This window comes from Pararhodobacter oceanensis (genome assembly GCF_003076755.1).
GTDB classification, from domain to species: domain Bacteria; phylum Pseudomonadota; class Alphaproteobacteria; order Rhodobacterales; family Rhodobacteraceae; genus Pararhodobacter; species Pararhodobacter oceanensis.
Genome location: NZ_QDKM01000012.1, coordinates 1 through 23,937, shown reverse-complemented (window position 1 = coordinate 23,937; position 23,937 = coordinate 1). Strand labels below are relative to the sequence as shown.

Here is a 23,937-nt window from a genome sequence, read left to right as displayed (position 1 = left end):
GCATGGAGACCCAATGCCCTCACCACGAGACACCAGTCTGGCATCGCTATCCGCAAACGGCAGCTTTGATGTTGTCGTCGTGGGCGGCGGTATCAATGGTATCGGCGTTTACCGCGAACTCGCGTTGCAAGGTCTGCGGGTGCTCTTGGTTGAGCGCGGTGATTTCTGCTCGGGGTGCAGTGCGGCCCCATCGCGGATGATCCACGGCGGGTTGCGCTATTTGGAGAACGGCGAGTTTGATCTGGTCCGCGAGTCGCTGGCCGAGCGTGATGCCCTGCTCAGAAACGCCCCGCATTTCGTCCGGCCACTCGCCACCACGGTGCCGGTCACCTCGATGTTTTCCGGCACGCTGAATGCGATGATGTCATTCATCGGGCGCTCGGGCAAACCCGCCAGCCGCGGCGCTTTGCCGATCAAGCTGGGCCTGTCGCTCTATGATTGGGTGACGCGCAAGCGCCGGCTTCTGCCGCGGCACCAGTTTCGCAGCGCCAAAGCGACCAAGGCGATCTGGCCGCAATTGACCGACGACCTGCGGTATTCGGCCACCTATTACGACGCCTGGATCAGCCACCCCGAAAGGCTGGGGCTGGAACTTGTGCAAGACACGGCCCTCGCCAGCCCGACCTCGGTGGCGCTCAACTATGCCGAGCTTTCGCCAGTGGCCAACGGATATCAGCTTGCCGATCTGCGCAGCGGCGAGATACTTCCGGTCACCACCAAGGTTCTGGTCAATGCCACCGGCGCGTGGCTGGATGAAACGATTGGCCAGTTGGCCCCGAGCCCGAACAGCGCGGGCCGGTTGGTCTCGGGCACCAAAGGCTCGCATCTGATCCTCGATAATGCCGATTTGCTGCAGGCACTCAACGGCCAGATGATCTATTTCGAGAATGACGATGGCCGGATCTGCATTGTCTTTCCCTATCTGGGGAATGTGCTGGCCGGCTCCACCGATATTCGCGTTGAACAGACAAAGCGGGTGCGCTGCGAGCCAGAGGAACGCGACTATATTCTGGCCTCGCTGCGCCGGGTTTTCCCCGACGTCGCGGTCTCGCCGGAGCAGATTGTCTTTAGCTACAGCGGCATCCGGCCCTTGCCGAAAAGTGACCATGATTTTACCGGACGCATTTCGCGCGGGCATCACACGATGCGGCTGGAGGGTCAGGTGCCGCAATTTTGCATGGTGGGCGGCAAATGGACGACCTTTCGTGCCTTTGCCGAACAGACCGCCGACGAGGTGCTCAAGGAATTGGGCCACAGCCGCAAGACCGGCACACGGGATATGGCCATTGGCGGCGGTGCCGGATTTACCTCTGGCGCGGATGACCTGCAGCAGGAGCTATGTCGAGACTTCGCCATCACCAGCACCCGCGCGCTTCATCTGGTCGCCCATTATGGCAGCAACGCCCGCACGGTTCTGGCCTATTGCGCGGCACGCGGTGACGATCAGCCGCTGGCCTCCGGCTGCCTTTATACCGCTGCGGAAATCGCTTTTCTCGCCACCCGCGAGCATGTGGTCACGATAGCCGATCTGGTGATGCGGCGCACCGATCTGGCGATCACCGGCCAGATCTCGACGGCGCTGATCACCCGCATCGCAGCAGTGCTGGCGGCAGAACTCGGCTGGACGCAAGAACACACCCTTTCCGAACAGCAAGCCCTGATGGATGACTTGCGAGATTTTCACGGCGTATCCTTGGATATGCTGCAACAGCGAACCGACAAGAGGATACCCACATGCGCTTAAGCCCCAAAGCCCGGATGAACCGGATGTTCACCAATGGCGGTTGCCTTGACGTGGCGATTGATCACGGCGTCTGCAACGAGCCCAGTTTTATGGTGGGTTTGGAGAATATGCCCAAGGTGATGGACACATTGATCGCCGCCCGCCCCGATGCGATCCAATGCGCCTATGGTCAGGCGGATTTGCTGCAAAGCCGCCCGGAAAAAGACAAACCAGCTTTGGTGATGCGCATCGACATGGGCAATCCCTATAACGACCAGCGCCACAAGGTGATGTGGTCGCTGCTGCAAAACGCCGACGAGCCGATCATCGGCGCCTTGGAAATGGACGCCGCCTGTGTGGTGGTCAATCTGTTCATGCTGCCCGATGAGCCGGATCTGTTCCGTCAATGCGTGGAGAACATCAGCCGTGTGCGCGCTGCCTGCCAGAAATACGGCATGCCGCTGATGATCGAACCGCTGGTGATGCTGCCCAATGATGTGCGCGGCGGCTATCAGGTCGATGGCAACGCCGAAAAGATCGTCACCCTGACCCGGCTGGCCAGCGAGATGGGCGCCGATATCATCAAGGCCGATCCCACCGAAAACCCCGAAGATTTCCACCGTGTGGTCGAGGCCGCCCGCGTGCCGGTGCTGGTGCGCGGCGGCGGCAAGGAGGACCTCAAGACGGTGTTGATGAAATCGGCGGCGATCATCGCGCAGGGCGCAAAAGGCATGGTCTACGGTCGCAATATCTATCAGCACGACAACCCCAAAGCGGTGGTCGCGGCGCTGATGGCACTGATCCACAATGGCGCCAGCGGCGAAGAGGCTTGGGACATTTACAACCGTGGCTGATGCGCAAAAATATCTGCTGGGGCTCGATGCCGGCAACACAGTGATCAAGGCGGTGCTTTTCGACCTGACCGGCCGCCAGATCGCCCTGCATGCGATTGACGGGCAATCCTCCTCCCCCGCCGCAGGACAGGTGGAGCGCGATCTCAACGAGCTATGGGCCAATGCGCAAACGGCCATCCGCGGCTGTATCGCGCAGGCCGGGATCGCGCCCGAAGAGATCGCCGCGATTGGCTGCGCCGGACATGGCAACGGGCTCTATTTGCTCGACAAGACCGGCACGCCGCTGCTCGGCATCCAAAGTCTGGATACGCGCGGCGCGGATCTGGCGGCAGAGCTCGACGCGGAACACGGGGCGGCGCTTTATGATATCTGTCGGCAACGCCCTTGGCCCTCGCAAACACCGGTGCTATTGGCATGGATCAAACGCCACCGGCCCGAGATCTACCAAAGCACCGGCGCCGCGTTATTGTGCAAGGATTTCATCGGCTTCAAGCTGACCGGTGAGAGGTTCAGCGATATCTCGGATATGTCGGGCTGTGGCCTGACGGCGATGCCGGATTGCACTTACAGTGACGAACTTCTGGCCCTTTACGGGTTGCGCGACGCGGCGCCGCTGTTGCCGAAGCTGCTCGATCCGGCGGCGATTGCGGGTCATATCACCCCCGAAGCCAGCGCCTGCACCGGATTGGCCGCGGGCACGCCGGTTATCGCCGGTTATTTCGACGTGATCTCCTCTGCGCTGGGCTCGGGCGCGGGCGCCAAGGGCGACGCCTCGATCATTGTCGGAAGCTGGAGCATCAATCAGGTGTTCTCGGATGCGCCGGTCTCGGATGAGCGTGTGTTCATGGCCTCGGGCTTTGGGCCGAAGCGCTTCGTCAACATCGAATCCAGCGCCACCTCGGCGGCCAATCTGGAATGGTATGTGCGCGAGTTTGTCGAACGCGGCCAGCATCACGACGACCCCTTCGGCCAGTGCAACGCGCTGGTCGCCGGTGTCGATCCGGCGCCGGATGATCCGTTCTTTCATCCCTTCCTCTATGGCTCGCGGCAAGGGGCCGAGTTTCGCGCCGGATTCTATGGTCTGGCGGGCTGGCATTCCGAGGGCCATATGCTGCGCGCAATCTTTGAAGGGGTGATGTTCGAACATCGCCGCCATATCGAGGTTCTGGCACAGGCCGGGGTGCATATGGACCGCGCTACGCTCTCTGGCGGTGGCGCACGTAGCCCGCATTGGCCGCAGATCTTCGCCGATGGGCTGGGTGTGCCGATCACCGTCGCCGAAGCCCGCGAGACCGGCGCCTTGGGCGCGGCAATCGGGGCGGCGGTGGGCGTCGGGATCTTTGCGGATTACGAGGCCGGGATCGCGGCAATGACCCGTGTCAGCCAGCGTTTGCTGCCCGACCCCGCGACTAAGGCACATTACGACGCCCGCTATCACACCTATCTTGCCCTGACCGAGATGATGCGCGGTTTCTGGGCCAAGACCTGAACGCATGGAACCGACGATGCAGAAACCCCGGACACTGGACGGAACCTATGACTATATCATCATCGGCGCCGGCACCGCCGGATGTGTGCTCGCCAACCGTCTGACGAAAAACCCGAAAACCCGCGTCCTGCTGCTCGAGGCCGGGGGTTCGGATGCCTATCACTGGGTCAAGATTCCGGTCGGATATCTATATTGCATCGGCAATCCGCGCACCGACTGGATGATGAAAACCGCCGCCGAACCGGGGTTGAACGGGCGCTCTCTGACCTATCCGCGCGGCAAGGTTCTGGGCGGCTGCTCATCGGTCAACGGGATGATATATATGCGCGGTCAGGCGGCGGATTATGACCACTGGCGGCAGTTGGGCAATACCGGCTGGGGCTGGGACGATGTGCTGCCCTATTTCCTCAAATCCGAGGACCATCACGCGGGCGACAGCGCGATGCACAAATCCGGCGGCGAATGGAAGGTCTCCAAGCAACGGTTGCGTTGGGACATCCTGCGCGCGGTGCAGGCGGGCGCCCGAGAATTCGGCATCGAGCCGCGCGATGATTTCAACGACGGCAATAACGAGGGTTCGGGGTTTTTCGAGGTCAATCAAAGGCATGGCATTCGCTGGAGCACCGCCAGCGGGTTTCTGCGCCCGGCCCTGAAACGCCCCAACCTGCGGGTCTTGACCCATGCCCTGACCGAGCGTCTGACGCTGGAGGGCAAAACCGTGACCGGCGTCGAGTTCACCCGCAAGGGCCGGACTTACACCGCCCGAGCGCAGGCCGAGGTGCTGCTGGCTGCGGGCGCGATCAACTCGCCGAAACTGCTGGAACTGTCGGGCATCGGCCAGCCCGATCTGATCGCCGGGTTGGGTATCACCCCCCTGCATGAGATGCGCGGTGTAGGTGAAAACCTGCAAGACCACCTGCAAATCCGCACCGTGCATCGGGTGAAAAACGCGAAAACCCTGAACACCCAAGCCAATTCGCTATTCGGCAAGGCGCGGATCGGGTTGCAATATCTGGCGGTGCAAAGCGGGCCGATGTCGATGGCGCCCAGCCAGTTCGGCATGTTCACCAAATCCGATCCATCACTGGCGACGCCGGATCTGGAATATCATGTGCAGCCCCTCTCCACCGACCGTTTGGGCGACCCGCTGCATTCGTTTCCGGCGATCACCGTCTCGGTTTGCAATCTGCGCCCGGAAAGCATCGGCAGTTGCCACGCCACCTCGCGACAGGGCGCGGATCAGCCAGATATCCGGCTGAATTACCTGTCCACGGAAAGCGACAAACGCATTGCGGTTGCGGCGATCAAACAGACCCGCCAGATCATGACGGCGGCGGCGCTCGCGCCCTATGCCCCTGATGAAATCCTGCCGGGGCCGGAACACCAAACCGATGCCGCATTGCTGGAACAGGCCGGCAATATTGCGACCACCATCTTTCATCCGGTGGGCACTTGCAAAATGGGCAATGACATGGACGCGGTGGTGGGTAGTGATCTAAGGGTGCACGGGTTGCAGGGCTTGCGCGTGGTTGACGCTTCGATCATGCCACGGATTGTCTCGGGCAATACCGCCTCGCCGGTGGTGATGATCGCCGAGAAAGCCGCAGATATGATATTGGAGCAAGCTAATGGCTGAATTCATCGTTGTCGCCCGGATCCTCGCTAAACCCGGCCATGAGGAGTATGTGCGCGCCGAAATCGAGAGGCTGGCGGCGCCCACACGACAGGAGCCGGGGTGCCTGCGCTATGATATTTACCGTCATGAGCAGGACGCGAGGGCCAGCCTGATCTACGAGGTCTGGGAAAGCGTCGATCACTGGCGCGACCATCTTGCCACTGAGCATTTGCAAGCCTTCAAGCAAAACACCTTGTCCGGCCACGCGACGATGACGGTGAATAAACTCCCGCAAGATTGAGCCTGACGCTCCCATGAAGCCTCGCCATGCCGGTGCCGGCCGTTCCAACCGCCAATGGCCCAGCAGCCCCGAAGCCGCGTATCATCGCGGGCCAAATCTGTGCCGGTCGAATCCTACATGCAGAAAGACCGTGGTCAACGCGCAGGCGAGGATCGGCGCCAGCACCAGACGCGGCTCGGTGAACAGGAACATCCGGTATTCAAACACCATCGCCCCCCATTCCGGGCGTCCGGTATCCGCCGACAAACCGATAAAGCCCAGCGAGGCCACCAGCACCACCGCGCGCCCTGCATCCGCCCCTGCCAGCGCGCCGATGGCGGGCCAGGCGTTGGGCAGCATATGACGCCGCAGCGCCGCCGGAAGTGATACGCCGAGGGCTTGGCTCGCCTGCCAATAGGGCTCGGCGCGCGCGCGATCAAAGAGCGCCGCACTGGCCAGCGCATAGGGCGCCCAGGACGTCGCCACCAATGCCGCCGCAACGCTCCAGACGCCCGCGCCGAAAGCCGCCGACAAGACCAGCGCCGTCACCAGCGTCGGCACCGCCAGCGCGGTTTCCGCAAGCCATGACACCGCTTGCCGCAGCGGTCGCGGGCCCAGCGCAATCACACCACCGGCGGTGACACCAAAGCCGATGCCAGCGGCCAGCACGATGGCAATCGCCATCACCGAGGGCACCGCGCCCCAGATCACCCGGCTGGCAAGATCGCGCCCCAGATGGTCGGTGCCCAGCAGATGGGTCAGCGAGGGCGCCGCCAGCCGGTTGCCCAGATCAATCGCATGCGGGTCGCCCATCCGGCCCGATCCGATGAGCAACATCAGCGCAATAACCGCGACCAAAGCCGCGCAGGGTAGCCCCCATTTCATACCAGCCTCGGATCCCAGAATTTGCGCAGCATCCGACCACCGTTGAGCACCAGCATGATCCAGATCGCGACCAGGGCGATATAGGGCTGAAGCACCGCATAATCACGCTGGTTGACCGCTTGCACCACCCGTTCCGACAGGCCCGGCACGCCGAACACGATTTCCGCCGTCGCGGTGCCGCCAACGATCCATGCCAGCTCGGGCGCCAGTCCGGCGATCAGCGTCAGCCCGCCCGCCGCAAAGCCGTGATGCCAAAGCGCGGCGATTTCCGACCGTCCCTTGGCCAGTGCGGTGCGGTAATAGGGGCTGGTCTTGACCTCCATAAACCCCGCGCGGGTCAGCCGCGCAATCGAGCCGATGGAGAAAAACGCGACCAATAGCGTAGGCAGCAAGATCCGCTCCAGAGCGCCACCGCCGAAAGCGTTGATCCACCGAAGCTGCACTCCGAGCACCCATAACAGCACCAGCCCCACGGCAAAGGCCGGCAGGGTCTGCCCCGCCACGGCCAAAAGACGCGACCCGCGGTCCGCCCATCCACCATGACGATGTGCGGCATAAAACCCGAGCATAAAGCCCAAACACACCGCCAGCGCCATCCCGCCGAAACCGATGGCCATGGAATAGGGCAATCTCGCAGAAAACTCTGCGGCCACCGACCGGCCCGTCTCAAATGAAACGCCCCAATCCAGCGTGACAAAACCCAGCAGCCAGCGCAGGAATTGCGCGCCGATCGAGCGGTCAAGCCCCCATTGCGCGCGATATTCGGCGGCGATATCCGGCCCCGACTGGATGTTCACATGCGCCAGAAACACCTCGACTGGATCGCCCGGCATCAGCCGCAACAGCACGAAGGCCGCAGCGCAAACGGCCAGCCATGATAGGGCCAGCCGTCCGATATCTTGCAAGGTCTGCGTCGCGCTCACTCGGCCACACGCAGGTCCGGCCGGATCACATAGTAATCCGAGCCCCAAGGCTCATAGCCGGCCAAAGCGGGCGATAGGCCGACATGCCATTCCGGCGTCACCAGAAACGACACCGGCGCCTGCGCCGCGATCATCTCCTGCGCATCACGCGCAAGGGCGATCCGGGCTTGTGGATCGCTTTCGGCGCGCAGTTCGGCGATCAGCGCGTCATAGTCGGCATTCGACCAGCCGGTGTAATTCCGCGCCGCGCCGGTTTCAAAGAACAGCGACAGAAACTGGCCCGGATCCCCCGCCGGAGCCGTGTGTTGCGCCCAAAGCAGCAGGTCGAAGGCACCCCGCGTTGCCACATCATTGGGGTTTTCGGTGACCTGTGTCCGCACCGAGATGCCGATCTCGGCCAAAGCCCCGCGCAGGACCGGCTGGAAGGTCAAGAGATCCGGCCGCTGCGGAAAGGCATAGAGGACCAGTTCCAGCGCAACCCCGTCGCGGCGCCGCATCCCGTCCTCGCCAAGCTGCCAACCGGCGGCGTCCAGCAGCGCGCCGGCCTCCTCGGGGTCATGCGGCAGGTCTTCGGTCGCGGCAAACGGATAGCTGCGGGCAAACGCGCCGGTTGCCGGAACCCCCGCTTGCACCGCCGTCACCAGATCCGCACGGTTGACCACCAGATCAATCGCCCGGCGAACCCGCACATCCGCCAAGGCCCCCGCCCGCGTGTTCATCCACATCATATATTGATAGGCCACGGGGAAGGATTTCGCCTCGCCCTCGATCCCCGCCAACATCGGCAGCGTTTCCACCGGCAGATGGAACGCCATATCGACCTCGCCCGACGCGAAGGCCAGCGCCAATGACTGCCCGTCGCCAATGCGTCTCAGGGTGACATTGGGTCGATCCGCGGCACCCGCATAATGCGCGTTGGGCACCATCTCGATAGAGCCGCCCGGCTCGAAGGCCTCGACCGCGAAGGGTCCGGTAAAGATGATCTCCTCGCCCTCAAGCCGGTAGACCGGAAACGCCCATTCCGCCAGAATTGACGGCAGGATCGACGTCGGCTGCTCGGTGTCTACCCTCAGCGTATCCTCATCCACAGCGCTGAACACCATGCGCCCCGCCGTCGCCCGCGCCGAAGGATTGGCCGCGCCGGTGCGGTTCAGCGCCTCGGCAACTGCGGCGGCCGTGACCGGCGTGCCATCGGAAAAGAAGCGATCAGCCGCCAGTTCCACCAGCCAACTGCTATCGGCATTCTGCACCGCCGAAGCGGCAAGATTGGGCACTACCTCGCCATCGCGCGAGACCTGAAACAGCTGCTCGGCGATGCCATGGCTGACCACCGCCCAGCCGTTCGAGCCCTCGGCCGGATCAAGCCCCGAGGCAAGGAAGGTTTGGCCGATCACAAGGTCTTCGGCATAGGTGGCGACGGGCGTCACGAGTGCTGCGCAAATCGCCGTTGCGGCGAGCAGGGGTTTCAATCGAAATAGGGTCATGGGTCGCAGGTTTCCTCTGTCTGTGTAGAAAATGTTGTGGCTAGCGGCTCGACGAGATCGCCGGCAAAACCGAAAGGCGGGATGCGGCCAAGGATACCGGCCTGCAAAACCCGTGGCCGCGCCGAACGCGGCAGGAAACCGCCCTCGGCCTGCGCATAGGCGGCAGCAACCGCCAGCACCTCGGGCCGGTGGCTTGCGGGATCGAGATCGCCGAACAGATAGGTAAAGCGCCCTGCCCCCGACAGAGCGACGACGCAGGGGCGTTTGCATTGGCTCATGCAATTGACCCCGCGCAACCGCACGCCAAGTCGCGCCGCCTCGCTCGCGTCGAACTGGGCGGCAATGGCATTGGCCAGACGCCGCCCGCCACGCTGGGCAAGATCGCTGTCACGCTGCTCGCGCCCGTCGCGGCACCGCAAACAAATAGAGAGAGTTACCTCGGGATCACCCGCCATACCCACCTTTCCGGCGGGCAAAAGCAGGTCGGATCCGACGGCCCGAAGGCCGGCTTGATGCAGAATATATCTGTCGCCGGATTGGCGTCACGCATCGGTCCACTCCCGCCAGGTCACCCCGCCTGGCTGATTGAATTTCTCAGCAGGCAGGTCTCCTGACTCGCGGAACATGGTTAACGCCAACCTTCCCAACCGCCGCAGCGATCAGTGGTAACTTCGGCGCCAACGTTCCGCTTACAGTTGCGGGGGCAGTCGAGGCATCGGGCAAACGCCCTCACCTCATTCCCTCTTAGCGCCATCGGGAAATGGCGACCATGCTGACGGCGCCACAAAACGTCATGGGCAAAACATTGTCAACCGCAACAATACGTTGTGTGAGGGTTGGTAATGGTGCTGGAAACGGGCGGTTCGGGGCAGGTCTCATCCCCTGCCCCCTTGCCGCGCGATCAGCCGGTTGCGAATGGCTTCAAGGACGCCCTCGAAGCCATCCGGTGAAGTGCTTCCGTTGCGCATAGTCCGACCGTAGCAAACGGTCAGTGCTGAGCAACGAGTCGCTAGCCGCCCCTGCTGCGCAGGATGCTCACAAACACGGCTTATCCCGACAGCGCGGCGAGCTCTCTTTCGGCGAGGGCCTTTACCGCTGGACGCTCGGCGCAGCGGGCGATCCATGCCTGCACCACGGGATCGTCGGGTGCGACTTCGGGCATCCACTGAAACGGGCTTGAGAGCAGCAGATCGACCGCCGAATATTCCTCGCCCAACAGATAGGGCTGGCCCGCAAGCGCCTCCGCCAGACGCGCAAACACCGCCTCCAAATCACGGAAGGTCGCCTGCACCATCGGGTGCTGGACCTTTGCCAGATCCAGCACCAGCACCGGCTCCATCACCCCTTGGTAATAGAACAGCCAGCTAAGAAACGCCCCGCGCTGCGGATGGCCGACCGGCCGTCCAAGCCCCGCGTCGGGGTATTTGTCGGTCAGATAGGCGACGATCGCGCCGCGCTCGCGCAGATGCTGCGGGCCGTCGGTCAGATAGGGCACTTTGCCCTCGGGATGCGGGTTGCGCGGATCGGCGCCGCCGCTGCCATCGGCGCGCGCGACACTGACTTCGACCACATCAATAAGATCGGCAACGCCCAAGTCTTCAATAAGCGCAAGGATCGAAGTCGAGCGGGACAGCGGAGCGTGATAGAGAGTTGGCATCTGGGCCTCCTTGGTTGCATTCGGTAACTTGCTTTACCCGCGCTCTGCTGACAGATTACGTCAGCATGTCCCGAACCGACCGTCTTATGCGCCTGATGGATGCGCTGCGCCGCCTGCCCGCGCCGGTCACCGCCGCGCGGCTGGCCGAGGAAACCGCGGTCTCGCGGCGCCAGCTTTACCGCGACATAGCCACCCTGCGCGCCGGTGGCGCCCTGATTGATGGCGAGGCTGGCGTCGGCTACCGGCTGACCGAGGACCCCGCCCTGCCGCCGCAAAGCTTCTCGCGGCTGGAAATCGAGGCGCTGGTGCTGGCGGTGGGCGAATTGCGCCAGACCGGCGATGCGGCGCTCGAGGGTGCGGGGCGCGCGGCACTGGCGCGGATCATCGCCACTTTGCCCGATCAACAGGCGCAGCAGGCCCTGCATACGGTGTTGCGCAGTTTCCGCCCGCCGCCGGTGCTCGAGGCGTTCCACATCGACACCGCGCTTCTGCGCCGCGCCTGCTGGGAGGAACTGGCGCTCGATATGCGCTATTGCGATGCCAATGGGCAGACCACCGAACGCGAAGTCTGGCCGCTGGGCCTGAGCTATTCCGAGCATAAATTGATGCTGCTGGTCTGGTGCTGTCTGCGGCAGGACTGGCGCGTTTTCTACGTCTCGCGGATTGAAACGGCCAGCCTGAACGGCCACAGCTTCCGCCCCCGCCGCGTCCCCCTGCTGCGCGACTATGCAGCGCAATACCGGCGGAATGCAGGGGCTGTGGGGTAAACCAGTGCCCGTCAGCGCGGCAGCTAACCCTTCGGCAACGGATGACGTATCGCCCCTGCAGCAGCCAGCGGTGGCACCCTCGTCATGGGTCCGCTACATGCCCGCAAGCGCCCGTTGACATCCCCGTGGCAGCGGCGAAACTGGTGATGAATTGGCCAACACTAAGGATATAAGATGACCCGCGCGAAAGGAGACCCGGCTTGGCCGCTGCTGATTTCGCGCCTCTCGCTGCGGCATTTGCATTTTGTCGACAAGGTTGCGGAAAACGGCAATATTCTGGGCGCCGCGCGCGCCTTGAACATCTCGCAACCGGCGGTCTCGCGGGCGGTGCGCGAGGTCGAGAAAGTGCTCGATGTGCAGCTCTTCGAGCGCCGCGCGCGGGGCGTATCGCTGACCCCCGAAGGCGAGCTTTTCGTCCTCCACGCCCGCGCGATCCTCAACGAGATGCGCAATGCCTGGCAGGGGATCACCGATCTCGACCGTGCCAACACCGGCCTACTGGCCATCGGCAGCCTGCCCAATGGCGCCTCGGGACCGCTGCCACGGGTGTTGATGAAGGTCCGCCAAGAGCGCCCCGGCATCCGCATTTCGGTCTATGAGGGGCTTTATCATCATCTGGTGCCGGGCCTGCGCGCCGGTGATCTGGACTTTATCATTGGCCGCCTGAACCAGCATTCCCCCGATGACGCACTGGCCACCAAACGGCTATTTCGCCAGTCATGGCGGGTGATGGCGCGCGCCGGACACCCTTTGGCGGGCGCGAAAAAGCTGCGGCTGGCCGATTTGATGCACCTGAGCTGGATTCTGCCCGCGCCGACAGCCCCGATCCGGCAGATGATCGACGCGCTGTTTCTGCGCGACGGGCTGAGCATCCCCGAGGACCGGATGGAGATGGGGGCGGTGGGGATCTCGCGGGCGCTGCTGTTGCACTCGGACACGGTGATGTTCCTGCCCGCCAATACCTACCGCAGCGACGAGGACGGCGGGCTGATGGTGGCGCTGGATGTGGTGTTTGAGCAACCAGACGATGACGTCGGCCTGTTCTGGCGCCGTGGCCATCAACAAACACCGGTCGAGCGGTATTTCCTCAAACAGATGCATCTGGCGATCGAGGAGATGGGGCTGAAATAGGCCCCACAGCGCCACATCCGGCCCCGGACATCAATCAGACCCCCGACAGGCAATACACCGGGGCACTGCTGTGCGAAAACATATGTTCAAGACACATAGATAATCCCGAACTTCGCATAGTTCATCACGCGATTCCGCGTTTAGGGTGGCAATGCAGCCTCGTCCATTCCGAGACGAGCGCCCCCCAACAGGAGATATCGTGATGTCCTTCTCTGTTCGCGCCGCTGGCTTTGGCCTCGCCCTTGCAACCCTGATCGCTGGGTCCGCCACCGGATCAGCACAGGCGCAAACGCTGTCGATCGGCTCGTTGCCGCAGGGCTCGCTGGCCTTCACCGTGGCCGCCGCCCTCGCCCGAGTGGCCACCGAAAACAGCGATCTGCAAGTGCGCGTCGTGCCCCAAGGCGGGCCCGAAGTGACCATCCCGCTGGTCGAAACCGGCGAGCTGGAATTCTCCATTGCCTCTTCGGATATCGCCGCCGCAGCCGCCGCCGGGATCGGCAGTTTTGACGGCCGCATGATGGGCAATCTGCGTCTGGTCGCCAATCTGATGCCCTTCCACTCGGGCATTTTTGTCGCCGCCGATTCTGATATCCAGTCGCTCGAAGACCTGCGCGGCCAGCGGCTGGCGGGCGCGTTTCCGCAGCAGCGGGTGCTGGCGGGCTATCTGGAAACCACCCTCGCCACCGTCGGCTTGACACTGGACGACGTGACCATTGTGCCGGCGCCCAATGGCAGCCGCGGGATCGACGATCTGATGACCGGCGCGGTCGATGCGGCGATCTTCTCGCCCGGATCGGGCGCGGTGGCACAGGCTGATGTGGCGCTCGGCGGTATCCGCTTTCTGGCCGTCCCCGACACGCCCGAATCCGATGCCACCATCCGCAGCCGCACGCCGGGCGCCTTTATGGCCCATGTGCGCCCGCTGCCCAACCGTCCCGGCATCGAGGGTGAGATGGCGATGATGACCGGCACCTTTGTCTTGCTGGCCAGCGCCGATGTGCCCGACGCTGAGGTGGCCGCGGTGATCGCCGCGCTGAACGAGAACCGCGATGCGCTGGCCGCCACTTTCCCCGGTCTGGCCGCGATGAGCGATGATCTGATCGCCAGCCCGGTCGAGGGCCTGCCGCTGCATGCGGGTGCCGCCAGTTATTTCACCGCGCAGGGCCTGACCGACTGATCCCTGCGACCTGAGACTAACGACCTGAGACAAAAAAAACGGATCGCAGGGGCCTGCCCCCTGCCATCTGGCCAGCCAGTGCCGATCACCAGCCGAATACCGGAACCGAGGACTTTGAGATGACCACGCAAGAGCCCGAATTGTTGAAACCCGCCGCGTCACCGCAGGGGTTGCATGCGGTGGTGATTTCGTTCCTCGCCGGATCGGTGACCTTGATGGCGCTGGCTTGGGCGGTGGACCTGTTTCGCCAGATCGGGCTGAATATCTATAACGAGCAATATGTCGCGGCGATGCTCGGTCTGGCGCTGGCCACCGTGTTTGTCTCGCGCCCCCTGCGCGGCGCGGGCCGCCCGACCCTGCCGTGGTATGATATCGTGGCGGCGCTGCTGGGACTGCTGGCCTGCGGCTATGTCGCGATCAATTATCCCGATTTGCTGGCCCGCCTATGGATGCGCCCCATGGATGCGCTGATTGTCGGCGTGATCATTCTGGTCCTCAGCATCGAGGGGCTGCGCCGCGCCACCGGCTGGGCGATGGTGATCTTGGTGCTGGTGGCGCTCGGCTTTGCGGTGCTCGGCCATTTAATCCCCGGCGCCTTGCAGGGCCGCGATGTCGCCAACGACCGGCTGGTGATCTTTCTGGCGCTCGACACCAATGCGGTGCTGGGCATGCCCTTGATGATCGCCTCGACCGTGGTCGTCGCCTTCGTGTTCTTTGGCAACCTGTTGAACCACAGCGGCGGCGGCGGGTTTTTCACCGATGTCTCGATGGCGATGATGGGCCGCTACCGCGGCGGCGCGGCCAAGGTCGCGGTGACCGCCTCGGCGCTGTTCGGCTCGGTCTCGGGCTCGGCGGTGGCCAATGTGGTCTCGACCGGCGTGATCACCATCCCGCTGATGAAACGCGGCGGCTATAAACCGCATCACGCGGGCGCGATCGAGGCCGTGGCCTCGACCGGTGGCCAGTTGATGCCGCCGGTGATGGGCGCCGCCGCCTTCCTGATGGCCGAGATCATTCAGGTGCCCTATGCCTCGATTGCCACCGCCGCCCTGCTGCCCGCGGTGCTCTATTACGCGGCGCTGCTTATTCAAGTGGACCTCTTGGCCGCCCGCGACGGGCTCAGCAGCCCCCCGCGCGAGATGCTGCCGCGGCTGGCCCTTGTGCTGCGCAACGGCTGGCCCTTCATCTTGCCCTTTGTGGTGCTGATCTATGCGCTGTTTTCGCTGAACAAACGCCCCGAATTCGCGGCCTTTCTGGCGGCGGTCAGCGTGATTGCCATCGGCTTCTGGTTCGAGTGGCGCAAGCGGCGGCAGGCCTCCGACGCCGCCGCAGATGGTCCCGGTTTAACCCTGCGCACCATTGCCCGCGTGCTCCGTGACACCGGTCTGTCGGTCACCGATATCCTGATGATCGCCACCGCAGCGGGGATCATCATCGGGGTGATGAACATCTCGTCACTGGGCTTTGCGATGACGCTGGTGCTGGTGCAACTGGGCAACGGCAGCCTGCTCTTGTTGCTGCTGATTGCCGCGCTGGCCTGTATCATCCTGGGCATGGGCATGCCGACGCTGGGCGTCTACCTGCTGCTCGCCACGCTGATCGCCCCCTCGCTGGTTGAGATTGGCGTCGAGCCGATCGCCGCGCATCTCTTCGTGCTCTATTTCGGGATGATGTCGATGATCACCCCGCCGGTGGCGATCGCGGCCTTTGCGGCGGCTTCGATCTCGGGCTCGAAGTCGATGCGCACCGGCTATACGGCGATGGTCATGGGCTGGTCGGCCTATCTGATCCCCTTCCTGTTCATCGGCGCGCCCGCGCTCTTGCTGATCGGCACCCCGACCGAGATCATCTGGACCTTCGCCACCGCCTTTATCGGGGTCTGGTTGGTCTCGGCGGCGGTGGTCGGCTACCTGTTCACCGCCGCCAATGCCGCGCAACGCCTGTTGCTCGGCGCCGGCGGGCTGCTGCTTCTGCTGCCCGCACAGGTCGGCGGCTTGTCAAGCGACGGCCTCGGCCTTGTGCTCGGCCTCGCCGCGGCGCTGTGGATGCATCTGTTACCCGCCGCTCAAAAGACCTGAGGATAGTCACCATGAAACGCCCCAATTTCCTGATCGTGATGACCGATCAGCAGCGCTGGGACCACCTCGGTTGCTACGGCAACCCTGTGGTCAAAACCCCCGCCATCGACGCTTTGGCCGCCGAGGGGCAGCGTTTTGACGCCTTTCATGTGACCACGCCGATCTGCCAGCCCAACCGCGCCTGCCTGATGACCGGCCAGATCTCGACGGTGAACGGTTGCCGCCAGAACGGCATTCCCTTGGGGCTCGACAGCGTGACCTATGCCGATGTGCTGCGCAGCGCGGGCTGGCGCACGGGGATGATCGGCAAGTCGCATTTGCAAAATGTCACCGATATCCCCGCTCCCGCCCGACAGCCACGCGGCAAGGGCGAGATCCCCGCCGAATGGCGCGGCACCCGCCAGCAGCGCAGCGGTCCCGACTATGCCAATGAGATCCGTGCCAAATGGGCGGGCGGCAATGAACAGGAAATGCCGACGCCCTATTACGGGTTCGATCATGTGCGCCTATGCATCGGCCACGGCGATCAGGTCGAGGGCCATTACAGCCAATGGCTACACGACCGCCACCCCGATCCGGACAGCCTGCGCGGCCCCGAAAACGCCCTCGACGCCCCCGAAGACCGGGTGCCGCAATGCTGGCGCTCGGCTCTGCCCGAAGAGCTGCATCCGACCCGCTATGTTGCCGATGAGGCTTGCGCCTTTCTCGATGCGCAGGATGAGGACACGCCATTCCTGTTGTTGATGTCCTTTCCCGACCCGCATCATCCCTTCACCGCGCCGGGCCGCTGGGCGGATCTCTATGATCCCGCCGAGGTCCAGCTCCCCGCCACCGCTCAACGCCCGCTTGCCGCCCATGCAGACCTGCCCGCAGCGGCGCGCCACCCCTATGCGATGGGCGACGCCGATCCCCATTCGCATTGGCCGTTCCACCTTGATGAGGCGGCGCTGCGGCGGGTGATCGCGCTCAACTACGGTGCGATCAGCTTTGTCGATCAGGAAATCGCGCGGGTGATGGCGCATCTGCTCGCCCGCGGGTTGGACGAGGACACGGTGGTGGTGTTCATGTCCGACCACGGCGACTATATGGGCGACCACGGCACGATCCTGAAAATGGGCTTGCATTATCAAAGTGTTATCCGTGTGCCCTTCATCTGGCGCGACACTGCCGATCGGCGCACAGCCGGGGTCAGCGCGCGTCAGGCCAGCGCCATCGACTTTGCCCCCACCCTGCTGCAGCGCGCCGGTCTGCGCATTCCACTCGGCATGCAGGGTGATGACGTCTTCGCCGCTGATGCGCCCGCCGCGCCGGTGTTGATCGAAGACCCCGGCATTGCGGTTTTTGCCGATGCCGACGCGCGCAGCGCCATCACCACGCTTGTGGATGACGGCTGGCGTATGTCACTCTTGGAGGACGCGCCGGACTGGGGCGAACTCTATGACCTGACCGCAGATCCAGAAGAGGAACACAACCTATGGAGCGCCCCCGAAGCCAAGGACCGCAAGCTGGCGATGCTCGAAGCGCTGGCCCGACGCCAGATCAGCCTGCGCAACCTGACCCTCTGCCCAACGGCGCGGGCATGAAACAGGTCACACGCTCGATTGTCGTCGCTGCCGCCCCTGCCCGTGCATGGGAGGGGTTTACCGACAGGATCAACCAATGGTGGCCGCGCGAGCATTCCCATTGCCAAGAAGCCGCGCTTGACCGGATCTTCATCGACCTCACCCAGGGGTTCTGGGGCGAGCGCAGCCTTGCCGGCAAGATCGAGAGTTGGGGCATCGCGCGCAGCCCTACCCCCGGTCGAACGCTCGAATTGGGCTGGCAGATGGATGCGACGGTGCAGCCTTGGCGCGCCGAGCCAGACCCCGCCAAAGCCAGTCTGATCACCGTTGATTTCACCCCCGAGGGCGAAGGCACGCGGGTCACCCTGCGCCACGACGGGTTCGAGCGCCACGGCCCGGGCGCCGCCGAGATGATCCGCGTGATGATCGGCCTCGACCGCTGGGCCGACTGGCTCGAGGACTACGCGCGCAGCCTGTGAGAGGGGCCGAAAACGGTCGCGCTCTGGCGGTGGTTTCGGACCGCTGCGGCGCGGGCTTGCCCTTCCCACCTCGGATGATCTGACCCCCGCGCCCTCGCTCTCAACGAGGGCAGGTCTGCGAGCGCTAACCGGCCTCGGCCAAGGCCTCTCCCACCGCGATCTGCGCCATTTGCAACACCGCCTCGCGCGTCGCCGCCACCGCGATAAAGCGGCCGTTGTGGCAGAACTTCGCGCCTTTCACGCCGCTGGCCGCCTCCAGGGCGGCGTCGGTCAGACCGGCCCAGGCGGCGGGCAGATCGGCGCGGATGTATTGAAGGCATCGATTAAGGGCACGATCTTGGCTGCTTCGAAAATGGCCTTGCCGCTTTCGATGTCGGTTGCGTCCGACGGAATTTGATCATGCTTCTTGAGCAGCCGAGTAAGGCGCGGGCGCTCGATGCCGACCTCGGCAGAAAGACTGTGAACCGTGTAAAACTTCTGGTCGGATATTTCGACGCCAAGGACGGTGGTGCCTCGCTCCACCGCTGTGTGCTGAACAATATGATCTCGCAAAACATCCCGGATCGGCCCAGGATCAATCGCATTGCTCCGACGGTCCAGCCAATCAAACAGCGTGCCATAGTATGCCAATGGGCCCGCCTGAACGGCGATCGCAGGCGAAGTCCGGCGGATGGTGTCCAGCGCTTCACCTATTGATCGTGGCCCTTCTTTGGCCCATCGTCCTCAAAGCAAACGGGGCAATAGCGAGACGCCCGCGCGGAGAGCGACATTCTCGAAAAATCTTCACCACGAAAGATAAAGCCACGCTGAAACACCCGGATCGCGACGCGCTGCACGTCGCCGACAGTGAAACCCGTTGCCTTTGCCAACGTCGCGACCGCTTCAGGCCGCCCCGCGATGAAATGCTCCTTAAGAATACCGCGATCTGCGAGAAGGCGGTCCATCCCGCGACCAGTATGCATCAGAGAAAGCCGATCAGTATAGGACAGCAACGTCTCCTCCGGATCGAGCGGAAACTTTGGTGATAGGGTCATTACTGCCCCCATCCGATGGCTTCCAATTCCCGCTTGACCGCGCTCCAATCGTCAAAGTGGAATGGGGTCATCTCGAGATCGCCGTTGATTTTTCTGAACACACGTTCGGCATGCGCGAGGGAAAGTTCATCACGCTTTCTGCTCACTGCGTCTCGAAGGATTTCCTTGGCGAGAGCGATACTACGCCCGACCTGCCCGTGTTCTGCAAACAAGATGCGTTCAGCGAACTCATCCTCTTCGCGCGCGCTAACCCCGAGCTTTTCGGCAGACTTAACGAAATTGCTGCCGAAAAGAATTGCCGATCGCGAACCTCGGCGGATCATGGACAGATTGAATTCCCGAAAACGCCGATATGTTTCACCTGAGGGTTCAGTGAGGATATCATCCCGCAAACTTGGAACCCCGGCGATGGTCAAGGCGACGCCGTGATCCGACTGCATCAAATGCTTCAAGGATTGAATGGCCGCGCGCACATGCAGGGTTAACGCCGACACTCGGTTGATCACGTGGGTCGACACTTCCCCTCTAACACAGGCCGTGCTGAGCTCGGACACTGAAGCTGCACGCAGTGTAAGGCGCAGTGAGTGCTCCCGCTCGCACTCGGCGGCTGCGCAGCATGCGACGGCTCACTCAGCATTGGATCACCCGTTTCCGCCTGTGATATACGTGAACCTCGCTGTAGCCTGGGAAACGATCCGATGGACAAACTCTCTGTCATGCAAGCCTTTCGCCGCATTGTGGAGCGCGGCAGCTTTGCGCGTGCCGCCGAAGACCTCGGCGTCTCACCCGCGCTTTTGAGCCGCGAGATCAAACTGTTGGAGGAAAGCCTCGGCAGCACGCTTTTGACCCGCACCACCCGCGCGATGTCGCTGACCGAAGCGGGGCGGCTGTATTATGACGAGGCCAGCGGAATTCTTGACGCCGTCACGCAGGTGGAATCGCGCATCCGCGAGGGGGCCGGTGCAGTGCGCGGCGAACTCAAGGTCAACGCCTCGAGTTCCTTTGGACAGACCGTCATTGCAACGATGCTACCGGAGTTCCTGAGCAGCTATCCCGAGCTTCGGCTGACGCTTTCGTTTGACGACAGGGTGATCGACATGGTCGAGGGCGGCTTTGATCTGTCCATTCGGATAAGATCGGCGATGCCGGATTCGGCGCTGGTGGCGCGTAAGATCGGCACTATGCGCCAACGCATCTTTGCCGCGCCTGCCTATCTGGAGCGCGCGGGCACACCGGCGTCGCCCGAGGACATTCCGAGCCACCGCATTGTGGGGTTCTTTCTGGCCGATCATCTCAGCACTTGGCAGCTTCACGGCCCCGCGGGCGCGGCAAAGGTTGATCTGGATCCCCCCGTAAGGGTTGGCAATAGCCTTGTGCTGCGCGACCTGCTGATCGCGGGTTACGGCATCGGCACGTTGCCCGATTTCGTCTCGCGAGCCGCCGAGGCAGAGGGCACTTTGGTCCGCGTGCTGCCCGACTGGGAACTTCCGGCGCCCGAAATCTACGCGGTGACCGCCTCGCGTTTGGGCATGGACGCCAAGGTGACGGCCTTTATCGACCATCTGCGCAAAGCGCTCGGGCGCTGACATTCTTCAACGAGCGTAAATTATCAAGTGACAGCGGGGTGCTTATTCGCGCACCCTCTTTCGCCGATCCTCTCGAGCATCAAATCCACCTATGCCCGAGAGGAAATCATGACCCGCGTTCTTGTTCTTTATTATTCCAGCTACGGCCATCTGCGCCGCCTTGCCGAGGCCGAAGCCGAAGGCGCACGCTCCGTCCCCGGCACCCATGTCGATCTGCGCCGCGTGCCCGAAACCCTGTCCGAGGAGATCCGAACAAAGGCCGGCTTTGCCAAAGATGACACGCCGGAGGCCACGCCCGCGGACCTTGAAGCCTATGATGCCATCCTCTTTGGCACGCCGACCCTCTTTGGCATGATGGCCGGACAGATGAAGTCATTTCTGGATCAGGCCGGCGGCCTTTGGGCGCGCAACGCGCTGGTCGGCAAGGTCGCGGGGGTCTTCACCTCGACCGGCTCGCAGCACGGCGGCCATGAGGCGACACTGCTTTCCACGCAGATCCCGCTCCAGCATTTCGGCATGCTGATCGCCGGCATGCCCTATAGCTTCAGCGGCCAGACGACGGGCGACGCGATTATCGGCGGCGCGCCCTACGGTGCCGGCACGATTGCCGGCGCGGACGGCTCACGCCAGCCCAGCGAAGTCGATCTTGCAGGCGCCAGATTTCAAGGCGCCCATGTGGCGCGGATCGCGGCGCGGCTCGCTGGCACCGATTGGCTCGAGGAGGCGGCGTGATGCGCGATTCAACCTCCGCAATCGCGCGCGAGCGGCGGCCGGTCGCGCGCATGACGCAAGGCTTGAAAGCCGTTGGCCGCGCGTTGTGGCGCTCGCCTGTTGGCGCACAGCGCCAGATGCCGTCGCGCCTGACGTATCTGCCGCCCCGCATGCGCCGCGATCTCGGTTTGCCGCCCTGTTCCGACCACCCGCGCCCGCCGCGTCATCCGCTTTGGTGAGCCCTCATAAGAGACCTGAACATGTCACGCAGCACCGATATCCTTTTGACGGCGCTGGCCCCCGCGATCTGGGGCAGCACCTATCTCGTCACTACCGAAACCCTTCCTGCCGGCTATCCCATAACCCTTGCCGCCCTGCGCGCCTTGCCCGCAGGCCTGCTGTTGCTCGCCATAACCCGCTGCCTGCCGCCGCGCGCATGGATCGGCAGGGTGCTCTTGTTGGGCAGTTTCAATTTCGCGCTGTTCTGGGTGCTGCTGTTCATCGCCGCCTACCGACTACCTGGCGGGGTTGCGGCGACACTCGGAGCCCTTCAGGCGGTGATGGTCATCTTTATGGCCCGCGGCTGGCTGGGCACGAAGATCCGTGCCGGAGCGGTGGCGGCCGCGGCAGCGGGTGTGCTTGGCGTCGCGCTCTTGCTCATCGGCCCCAAGGCTGATCTCGACCCGATTGGCGTTGCCGCCGGTCTTGGTGGGGCAGCGTCGATGGCGGCAGGCACGGTGCTCAGCCGCAAATGGCAGCCGCCGGTCTCGGCGCTCAGTTTCACCGCGTGGCAATTGAGTGCCGGCGGTTTGATCCTCTGGCTGCTTGCCATGCTCCTCGAGCCGCCGCTGCCGCCGCTCACCGCGCTCAATTACGCTGGTCTTCTCTGGCTCGGGCTGATCGGCGCGGCGGCAACCTATGCGCTATGGTTTCGCGGCGTGGCGCGGATCGAACCGGGGGCGGTTTCCATCCTCGGCATGATGAGTCCGGTGAGTGCGGTTGTCCTCGGTTGGCTGTGGCTGGATCAAGCCCTCTCGCCACTGCAACTCCTTGGCGCGGCCATCGTTCTGGCCTCGATCTGGGCCGGACAGCGCGCCAACCAGCCCAGCGACACGACAAAAGGGCGGTTGGCACGTTTGCAGCGCAAGATCCGCGTCGTTTGACGGTTTTACGTGAAGAGGCCGCGTCGATCTGCGAGCTGAACCGACGCGGCGATCCATGCAAATTTGCATATCAAATCGGCAAACCCGGCCAATTTCGAAGTCATCCAAAGAGGCGTATACCGACGCCACCCCGTCCAACCATCCGAAAGGTATCACCATGCATGTTCTGGAAAACCCGATGTCCCAAGGCTATGCCCGCTTGGCTGGCGCTCTTTATCTGATCATCGCTTTTGCCGGCGGTTTCGCGATCCTCTATGTGCCAAGCGCGCTCAACCTACCGGGTGATCCGGCGGCAACCTTCACCAATATCGCGCGTCAACGCGGGCTTTTCCACGCCGGACTGGTCGGCGATCTGGTGATGATCTGCGCCGAGGTTCTGCTGTCGGTGATGCTGTATTTCATGTTCCGCCCCGTCAATGCGACGCTCTCTCTGGCGGCCTCCTACGCGCGGCTCATGATGGTAGCGGTGATGGCCGCCATGCTGTTTTTCCACGCCGGATCACTGGCGCTCGCCGATGGAGCGGTCCCGCTGGGCAGTTTCACCGAAGCGCAGCGCATCGAGCTTGCCGGTCTTATGCGCTACATCCACGACAGCGGCGTCTGGATCTGGCAGATTTTCTTTTGCCTGCATCTTCTCTTGCTCGGCACGCTGGTGATGAGCTCGGGCCTCTATCCCCGCCTCCTCGGCGCCGGTCTGATCCTCGGCGGCACCGGCTATCTGTTCGACAGCGTGCAGATGTTCGCTCTGCCGGACTCGATGCTGCTGACGGCGATTAAAGTAGCGCTGCTGTTGATCGTCACTTTGGCCGAGATCGGGTTTGCCCTATGGCTTTTGCTCCGCGGCCCGCGTTTGCGGAACCAAGCATAGATAGCGACCTAAGGAGTGAGGCTAAGGACCGGAATGACGGCAAGTCGCCCGAAAAAACCTTCTGCTTCGATCAAGCGAGATGATATATTTCGCCTCGCTGTTCGCCGCTTTACTCCATTGAATCCTCGTCAGAAATATCTTCACCAATATCAAAGCCGCCCGATCCCTTTTGGCTTTCTGCTCGGGGCTGATCGAGATCAGACATGGGATCGTCGTCGAGACCATCCAATAGTCCGCGATAGCTTCCTGCCGCATGCCGTCGCTCGGCAGTGTCTGCAAAGCGACTGAAGCGTGACCTGCCCCCCATGGGTCCCTCACTCATAACGAGAGTTTGCAGGTTTGGCTTTGATAGTTTGGGGTTCCGGATTGGGCAAGCGCGGTGGGCGCGGAGCCCTCAAATTGCTCAAGCGCCTGCCGCGCTTGCTTTGGCGTTTGGTTTCCGAGCGATGAGTGTGGCCTGATGGTGTTGTA

The 23,937-nt window shown here is 63.3% G+C and carries 23 protein-coding genes, 2 pseudogenes and 1 riboswitch; of the genes and pseudogenes, 15 read left to right on the top strand and 10 right to left on the bottom strand.

The window, feature by feature from the left end; genetic code table 11:
• Positions 1 to 13: 13 nt before the first annotated feature.
• From DDE20_RS17090 to DDE20_RS17070, 5 genes are read left to right on the top strand one after another with little or no spacing between them, the layout of a single operon-like run.
• A complete protein-coding gene (locus tag DDE20_RS17090) occupies positions 14 to 1,744 on the top strand; it encodes a glycerol-3-phosphate dehydrogenase/oxidase (protein WP_116559748.1) in 1,731 nt (576 codons plus the stop codon).
• Positions 1,735 to 2,577 (top strand): class I fructose-bisphosphate aldolase, encoded by an 843-nt coding sequence (locus tag DDE20_RS17085; RefSeq protein ID WP_116559747.1) that lies wholly within the window; start codon positions 1,735 to 1,737, stop codon positions 2,575 to 2,577. Before DDE20_RS17090 ends, DDE20_RS17085 begins: the two co-directional genes overlap by 10 nt.
• Positions 2,570 to 4,066, top strand: a complete 1,497-nt coding sequence (locus DDE20_RS17080) for an FGGY-family carbohydrate kinase (RefSeq protein WP_116559746.1) — start codon at positions 2,570 to 2,572, stop codon at positions 4,064 to 4,066. The genes DDE20_RS17085 and DDE20_RS17080 overlap by 8 nt, the downstream gene beginning before the upstream one ends.
• A 16-nt stretch (positions 4,067 to 4,082) precedes the next feature.
• Positions 4,083 to 5,702, top strand: coding sequence for a GMC family oxidoreductase (locus DDE20_RS17075; RefSeq protein WP_116559745.1), 1,620 nt, complete (start codon positions 4,083 to 4,085; stop codon positions 5,700 to 5,702).
• Positions 5,695 to 5,982, top strand: coding sequence for a putative quinol monooxygenase (locus DDE20_RS17070; protein ID WP_116559744.1), 288 nt, complete (start codon positions 5,695 to 5,697; stop codon positions 5,980 to 5,982). The genes DDE20_RS17075 and DDE20_RS17070 overlap by 8 nt, the downstream gene beginning before the upstream one ends.
• An 81-nt stretch (positions 5,983 to 6,063) precedes the next feature.
• Here DDE20_RS17070 and DDE20_RS17065 read toward each other — a convergent pair whose 3' ends face one another.
• The 5 genes from DDE20_RS17065 to DDE20_RS17045 form a co-directional block, all read right to left on the bottom strand.
• Positions 6,064 to 6,846, bottom strand: a complete 783-nt coding sequence (locus tag DDE20_RS17065; RefSeq protein WP_116559743.1) for an ABC transporter permease — start codon at positions 6,844 to 6,846, stop codon at positions 6,064 to 6,066.
• Positions 6,843 to 7,769, bottom strand: coding sequence for an ABC transporter permease (locus DDE20_RS17060; RefSeq protein WP_116559742.1), 927 nt, complete (start codon positions 7,767 to 7,769; stop codon positions 6,843 to 6,845). The genes DDE20_RS17065 and DDE20_RS17060 overlap by 4 nt, the downstream gene beginning before the upstream one ends.
• Complete coding sequence (locus DDE20_RS17055; protein WP_116559741.1) at positions 7,766 to 9,253, bottom strand: ABC transporter substrate-binding protein; 1,488 nt, start codon at positions 9,251 to 9,253, stop codon at positions 7,766 to 7,768. The genes DDE20_RS17060 and DDE20_RS17055 overlap by 4 nt, the downstream gene beginning before the upstream one ends.
• A complete protein-coding gene (locus DDE20_RS17050; protein WP_116559740.1) occupies positions 9,250 to 9,708 on the bottom strand; it encodes a DUF1636 family protein in 459 nt (152 codons plus the stop codon). Before DDE20_RS17050 ends, DDE20_RS17055 begins: the two co-directional genes overlap by 4 nt.
• Positions 9,709 to 9,836: 128 nt before the next feature.
• A riboswitch (cobalamin riboswitch) is annotated at positions 9,837 to 10,041 on the bottom strand.
• Between the two features lie 260 nt (positions 10,042 to 10,301).
• On the bottom strand, positions 10,302 to 10,910 hold the full coding sequence (locus tag DDE20_RS17045; protein ID WP_116559739.1) for a glutathione S-transferase family protein: 609 nt from the start codon (positions 10,908 to 10,910) through the stop codon (positions 10,302 to 10,304).
• 65 nt (positions 10,911 to 10,975) lie between these two features.
• Here DDE20_RS17045 and DDE20_RS17040 point away from each other — a divergent pair, with 65 nt between their 5' ends.
• From DDE20_RS17040 to DDE20_RS17015, 6 genes are all read left to right on the top strand, one after another.
• Positions 10,976 to 11,677 (top strand): helix-turn-helix transcriptional regulator, encoded by a 702-nt coding sequence (locus DDE20_RS17040; protein ID WP_116559738.1) that lies wholly within the window; start codon positions 10,976 to 10,978, stop codon positions 11,675 to 11,677.
• A gap of 174 nt (positions 11,678 to 11,851) precedes the next feature.
• A complete protein-coding gene (locus DDE20_RS17035; protein ID WP_116559737.1) occupies positions 11,852 to 12,808 on the top strand; it encodes a LysR substrate-binding domain-containing protein in 957 nt (318 codons plus the stop codon).
• A 202-nt stretch (positions 12,809 to 13,010) separates the two neighbouring features.
• Complete coding sequence (locus DDE20_RS17030) at positions 13,011 to 13,985, top strand: TAXI family TRAP transporter solute-binding subunit (RefSeq protein ID WP_165814554.1); 975 nt, start codon at positions 13,011 to 13,013, stop codon at positions 13,983 to 13,985.
• A gap of 119 nt (positions 13,986 to 14,104) precedes the next feature.
• Positions 14,105 to 16,063, top strand: a complete 1,959-nt coding sequence (locus DDE20_RS17025; RefSeq protein WP_116559735.1) for a TRAP transporter permease — start codon at positions 14,105 to 14,107, stop codon at positions 16,061 to 16,063.
• 11 nt (positions 16,064 to 16,074) lie between these two features.
• A complete protein-coding gene (locus tag DDE20_RS17020) occupies positions 16,075 to 17,646 on the top strand; it encodes a sulfatase family protein (protein ID WP_116559734.1) in 1,572 nt (523 codons plus the stop codon).
• Complete coding sequence (locus tag DDE20_RS17015) at positions 17,643 to 18,104, top strand: SRPBCC domain-containing protein (protein WP_165814553.1); 462 nt, start codon at positions 17,643 to 17,645, stop codon at positions 18,102 to 18,104. Before DDE20_RS17020 ends, DDE20_RS17015 begins: the two co-directional genes overlap by 4 nt.
• 124 nt (positions 18,105 to 18,228) lie before the next feature.
• Here the strand turns inward: DDE20_RS17015 and DDE20_RS17010 are convergent.
• The 4 genes and pseudogenes from DDE20_RS17010 to DDE20_RS16995 all read right to left on the bottom strand — a co-directional run.
• Positions 18,229 to 18,408 (bottom strand): annotated as a pseudogene (locus tag DDE20_RS17010) (MYG1 family protein); the annotation flags it as partial.
• Positions 18,375 to 18,734 (bottom strand): hypothetical protein, encoded by a 360-nt coding sequence (locus DDE20_RS17005; protein WP_116559732.1) that lies wholly within the window; start codon positions 18,732 to 18,734, stop codon positions 18,375 to 18,377. The gene DDE20_RS17005 and the pseudogene DDE20_RS17010, both read right to left, overlap by 34 nt.
• A gap of 59 nt (positions 18,735 to 18,793) precedes the next feature.
• Positions 18,794 to 19,138, bottom strand: coding sequence for a TniQ family protein (locus DDE20_RS17000; protein ID WP_165814552.1), 345 nt, complete (start codon positions 19,136 to 19,138; stop codon positions 18,794 to 18,796).
• Positions 19,138 to 19,656 carry a hypothetical protein gene (locus tag DDE20_RS16995; RefSeq protein WP_116559730.1) on the bottom strand — a complete coding sequence of 173 codons (519 nt, stop codon included), beginning with the start codon at positions 19,654 to 19,656 and terminating at the stop codon, positions 19,138 to 19,140. Before DDE20_RS16995 ends, DDE20_RS17000 begins: the two co-directional genes overlap by 1 nt.
• Positions 19,657 to 19,836: 180 nt before the next feature.
• Here DDE20_RS16995 and DDE20_RS16990 point away from each other — a divergent pair, with 180 nt between their 5' ends.
• From DDE20_RS16990 to DDE20_RS16970, 4 genes are all read left to right on the top strand, one after another.
• Complete coding sequence (locus tag DDE20_RS16990) at positions 19,837 to 20,724, top strand: LysR family transcriptional regulator (RefSeq protein WP_116559729.1); 888 nt, start codon at positions 19,837 to 19,839, stop codon at positions 20,722 to 20,724.
• 108 nt (positions 20,725 to 20,832) lie between these two features.
• Positions 20,833 to 21,456: an NAD(P)H:quinone oxidoreductase gene (gene wrbA / locus DDE20_RS16985; protein ID WP_116559728.1), complete on the top strand. Its 624-nt coding sequence runs from the start codon at positions 20,833 to 20,835 to the stop codon at positions 21,454 to 21,456.
• A gap of 239 nt (positions 21,457 to 21,695) precedes the next feature.
• Entirely contained in the window at positions 21,696 to 22,598 is a 903-nt protein-coding gene (locus DDE20_RS16975; protein WP_116559726.1) for an EamA family transporter, read from the top strand.
• Positions 22,599 to 22,776: 178 nt separating this feature from the next.
• The gene (locus tag DDE20_RS16970; protein ID WP_240608167.1) at positions 22,777 to 23,466 is read left to right on the top strand and encodes a DUF4386 domain-containing protein; all 690 of its coding nucleotides are present in this window, start codon (positions 22,777 to 22,779) and stop codon (positions 23,464 to 23,466) included.
• 318 nt (positions 23,467 to 23,784) lie between these two features.
• On the opposite strand, the pseudogene DDE20_RS16965 reads toward DDE20_RS16970, so the two are convergent.
• Positions 23,785 to 23,937, bottom strand: a pseudogene (locus tag DDE20_RS16965) (IS3 family transposase); the annotation flags it as partial.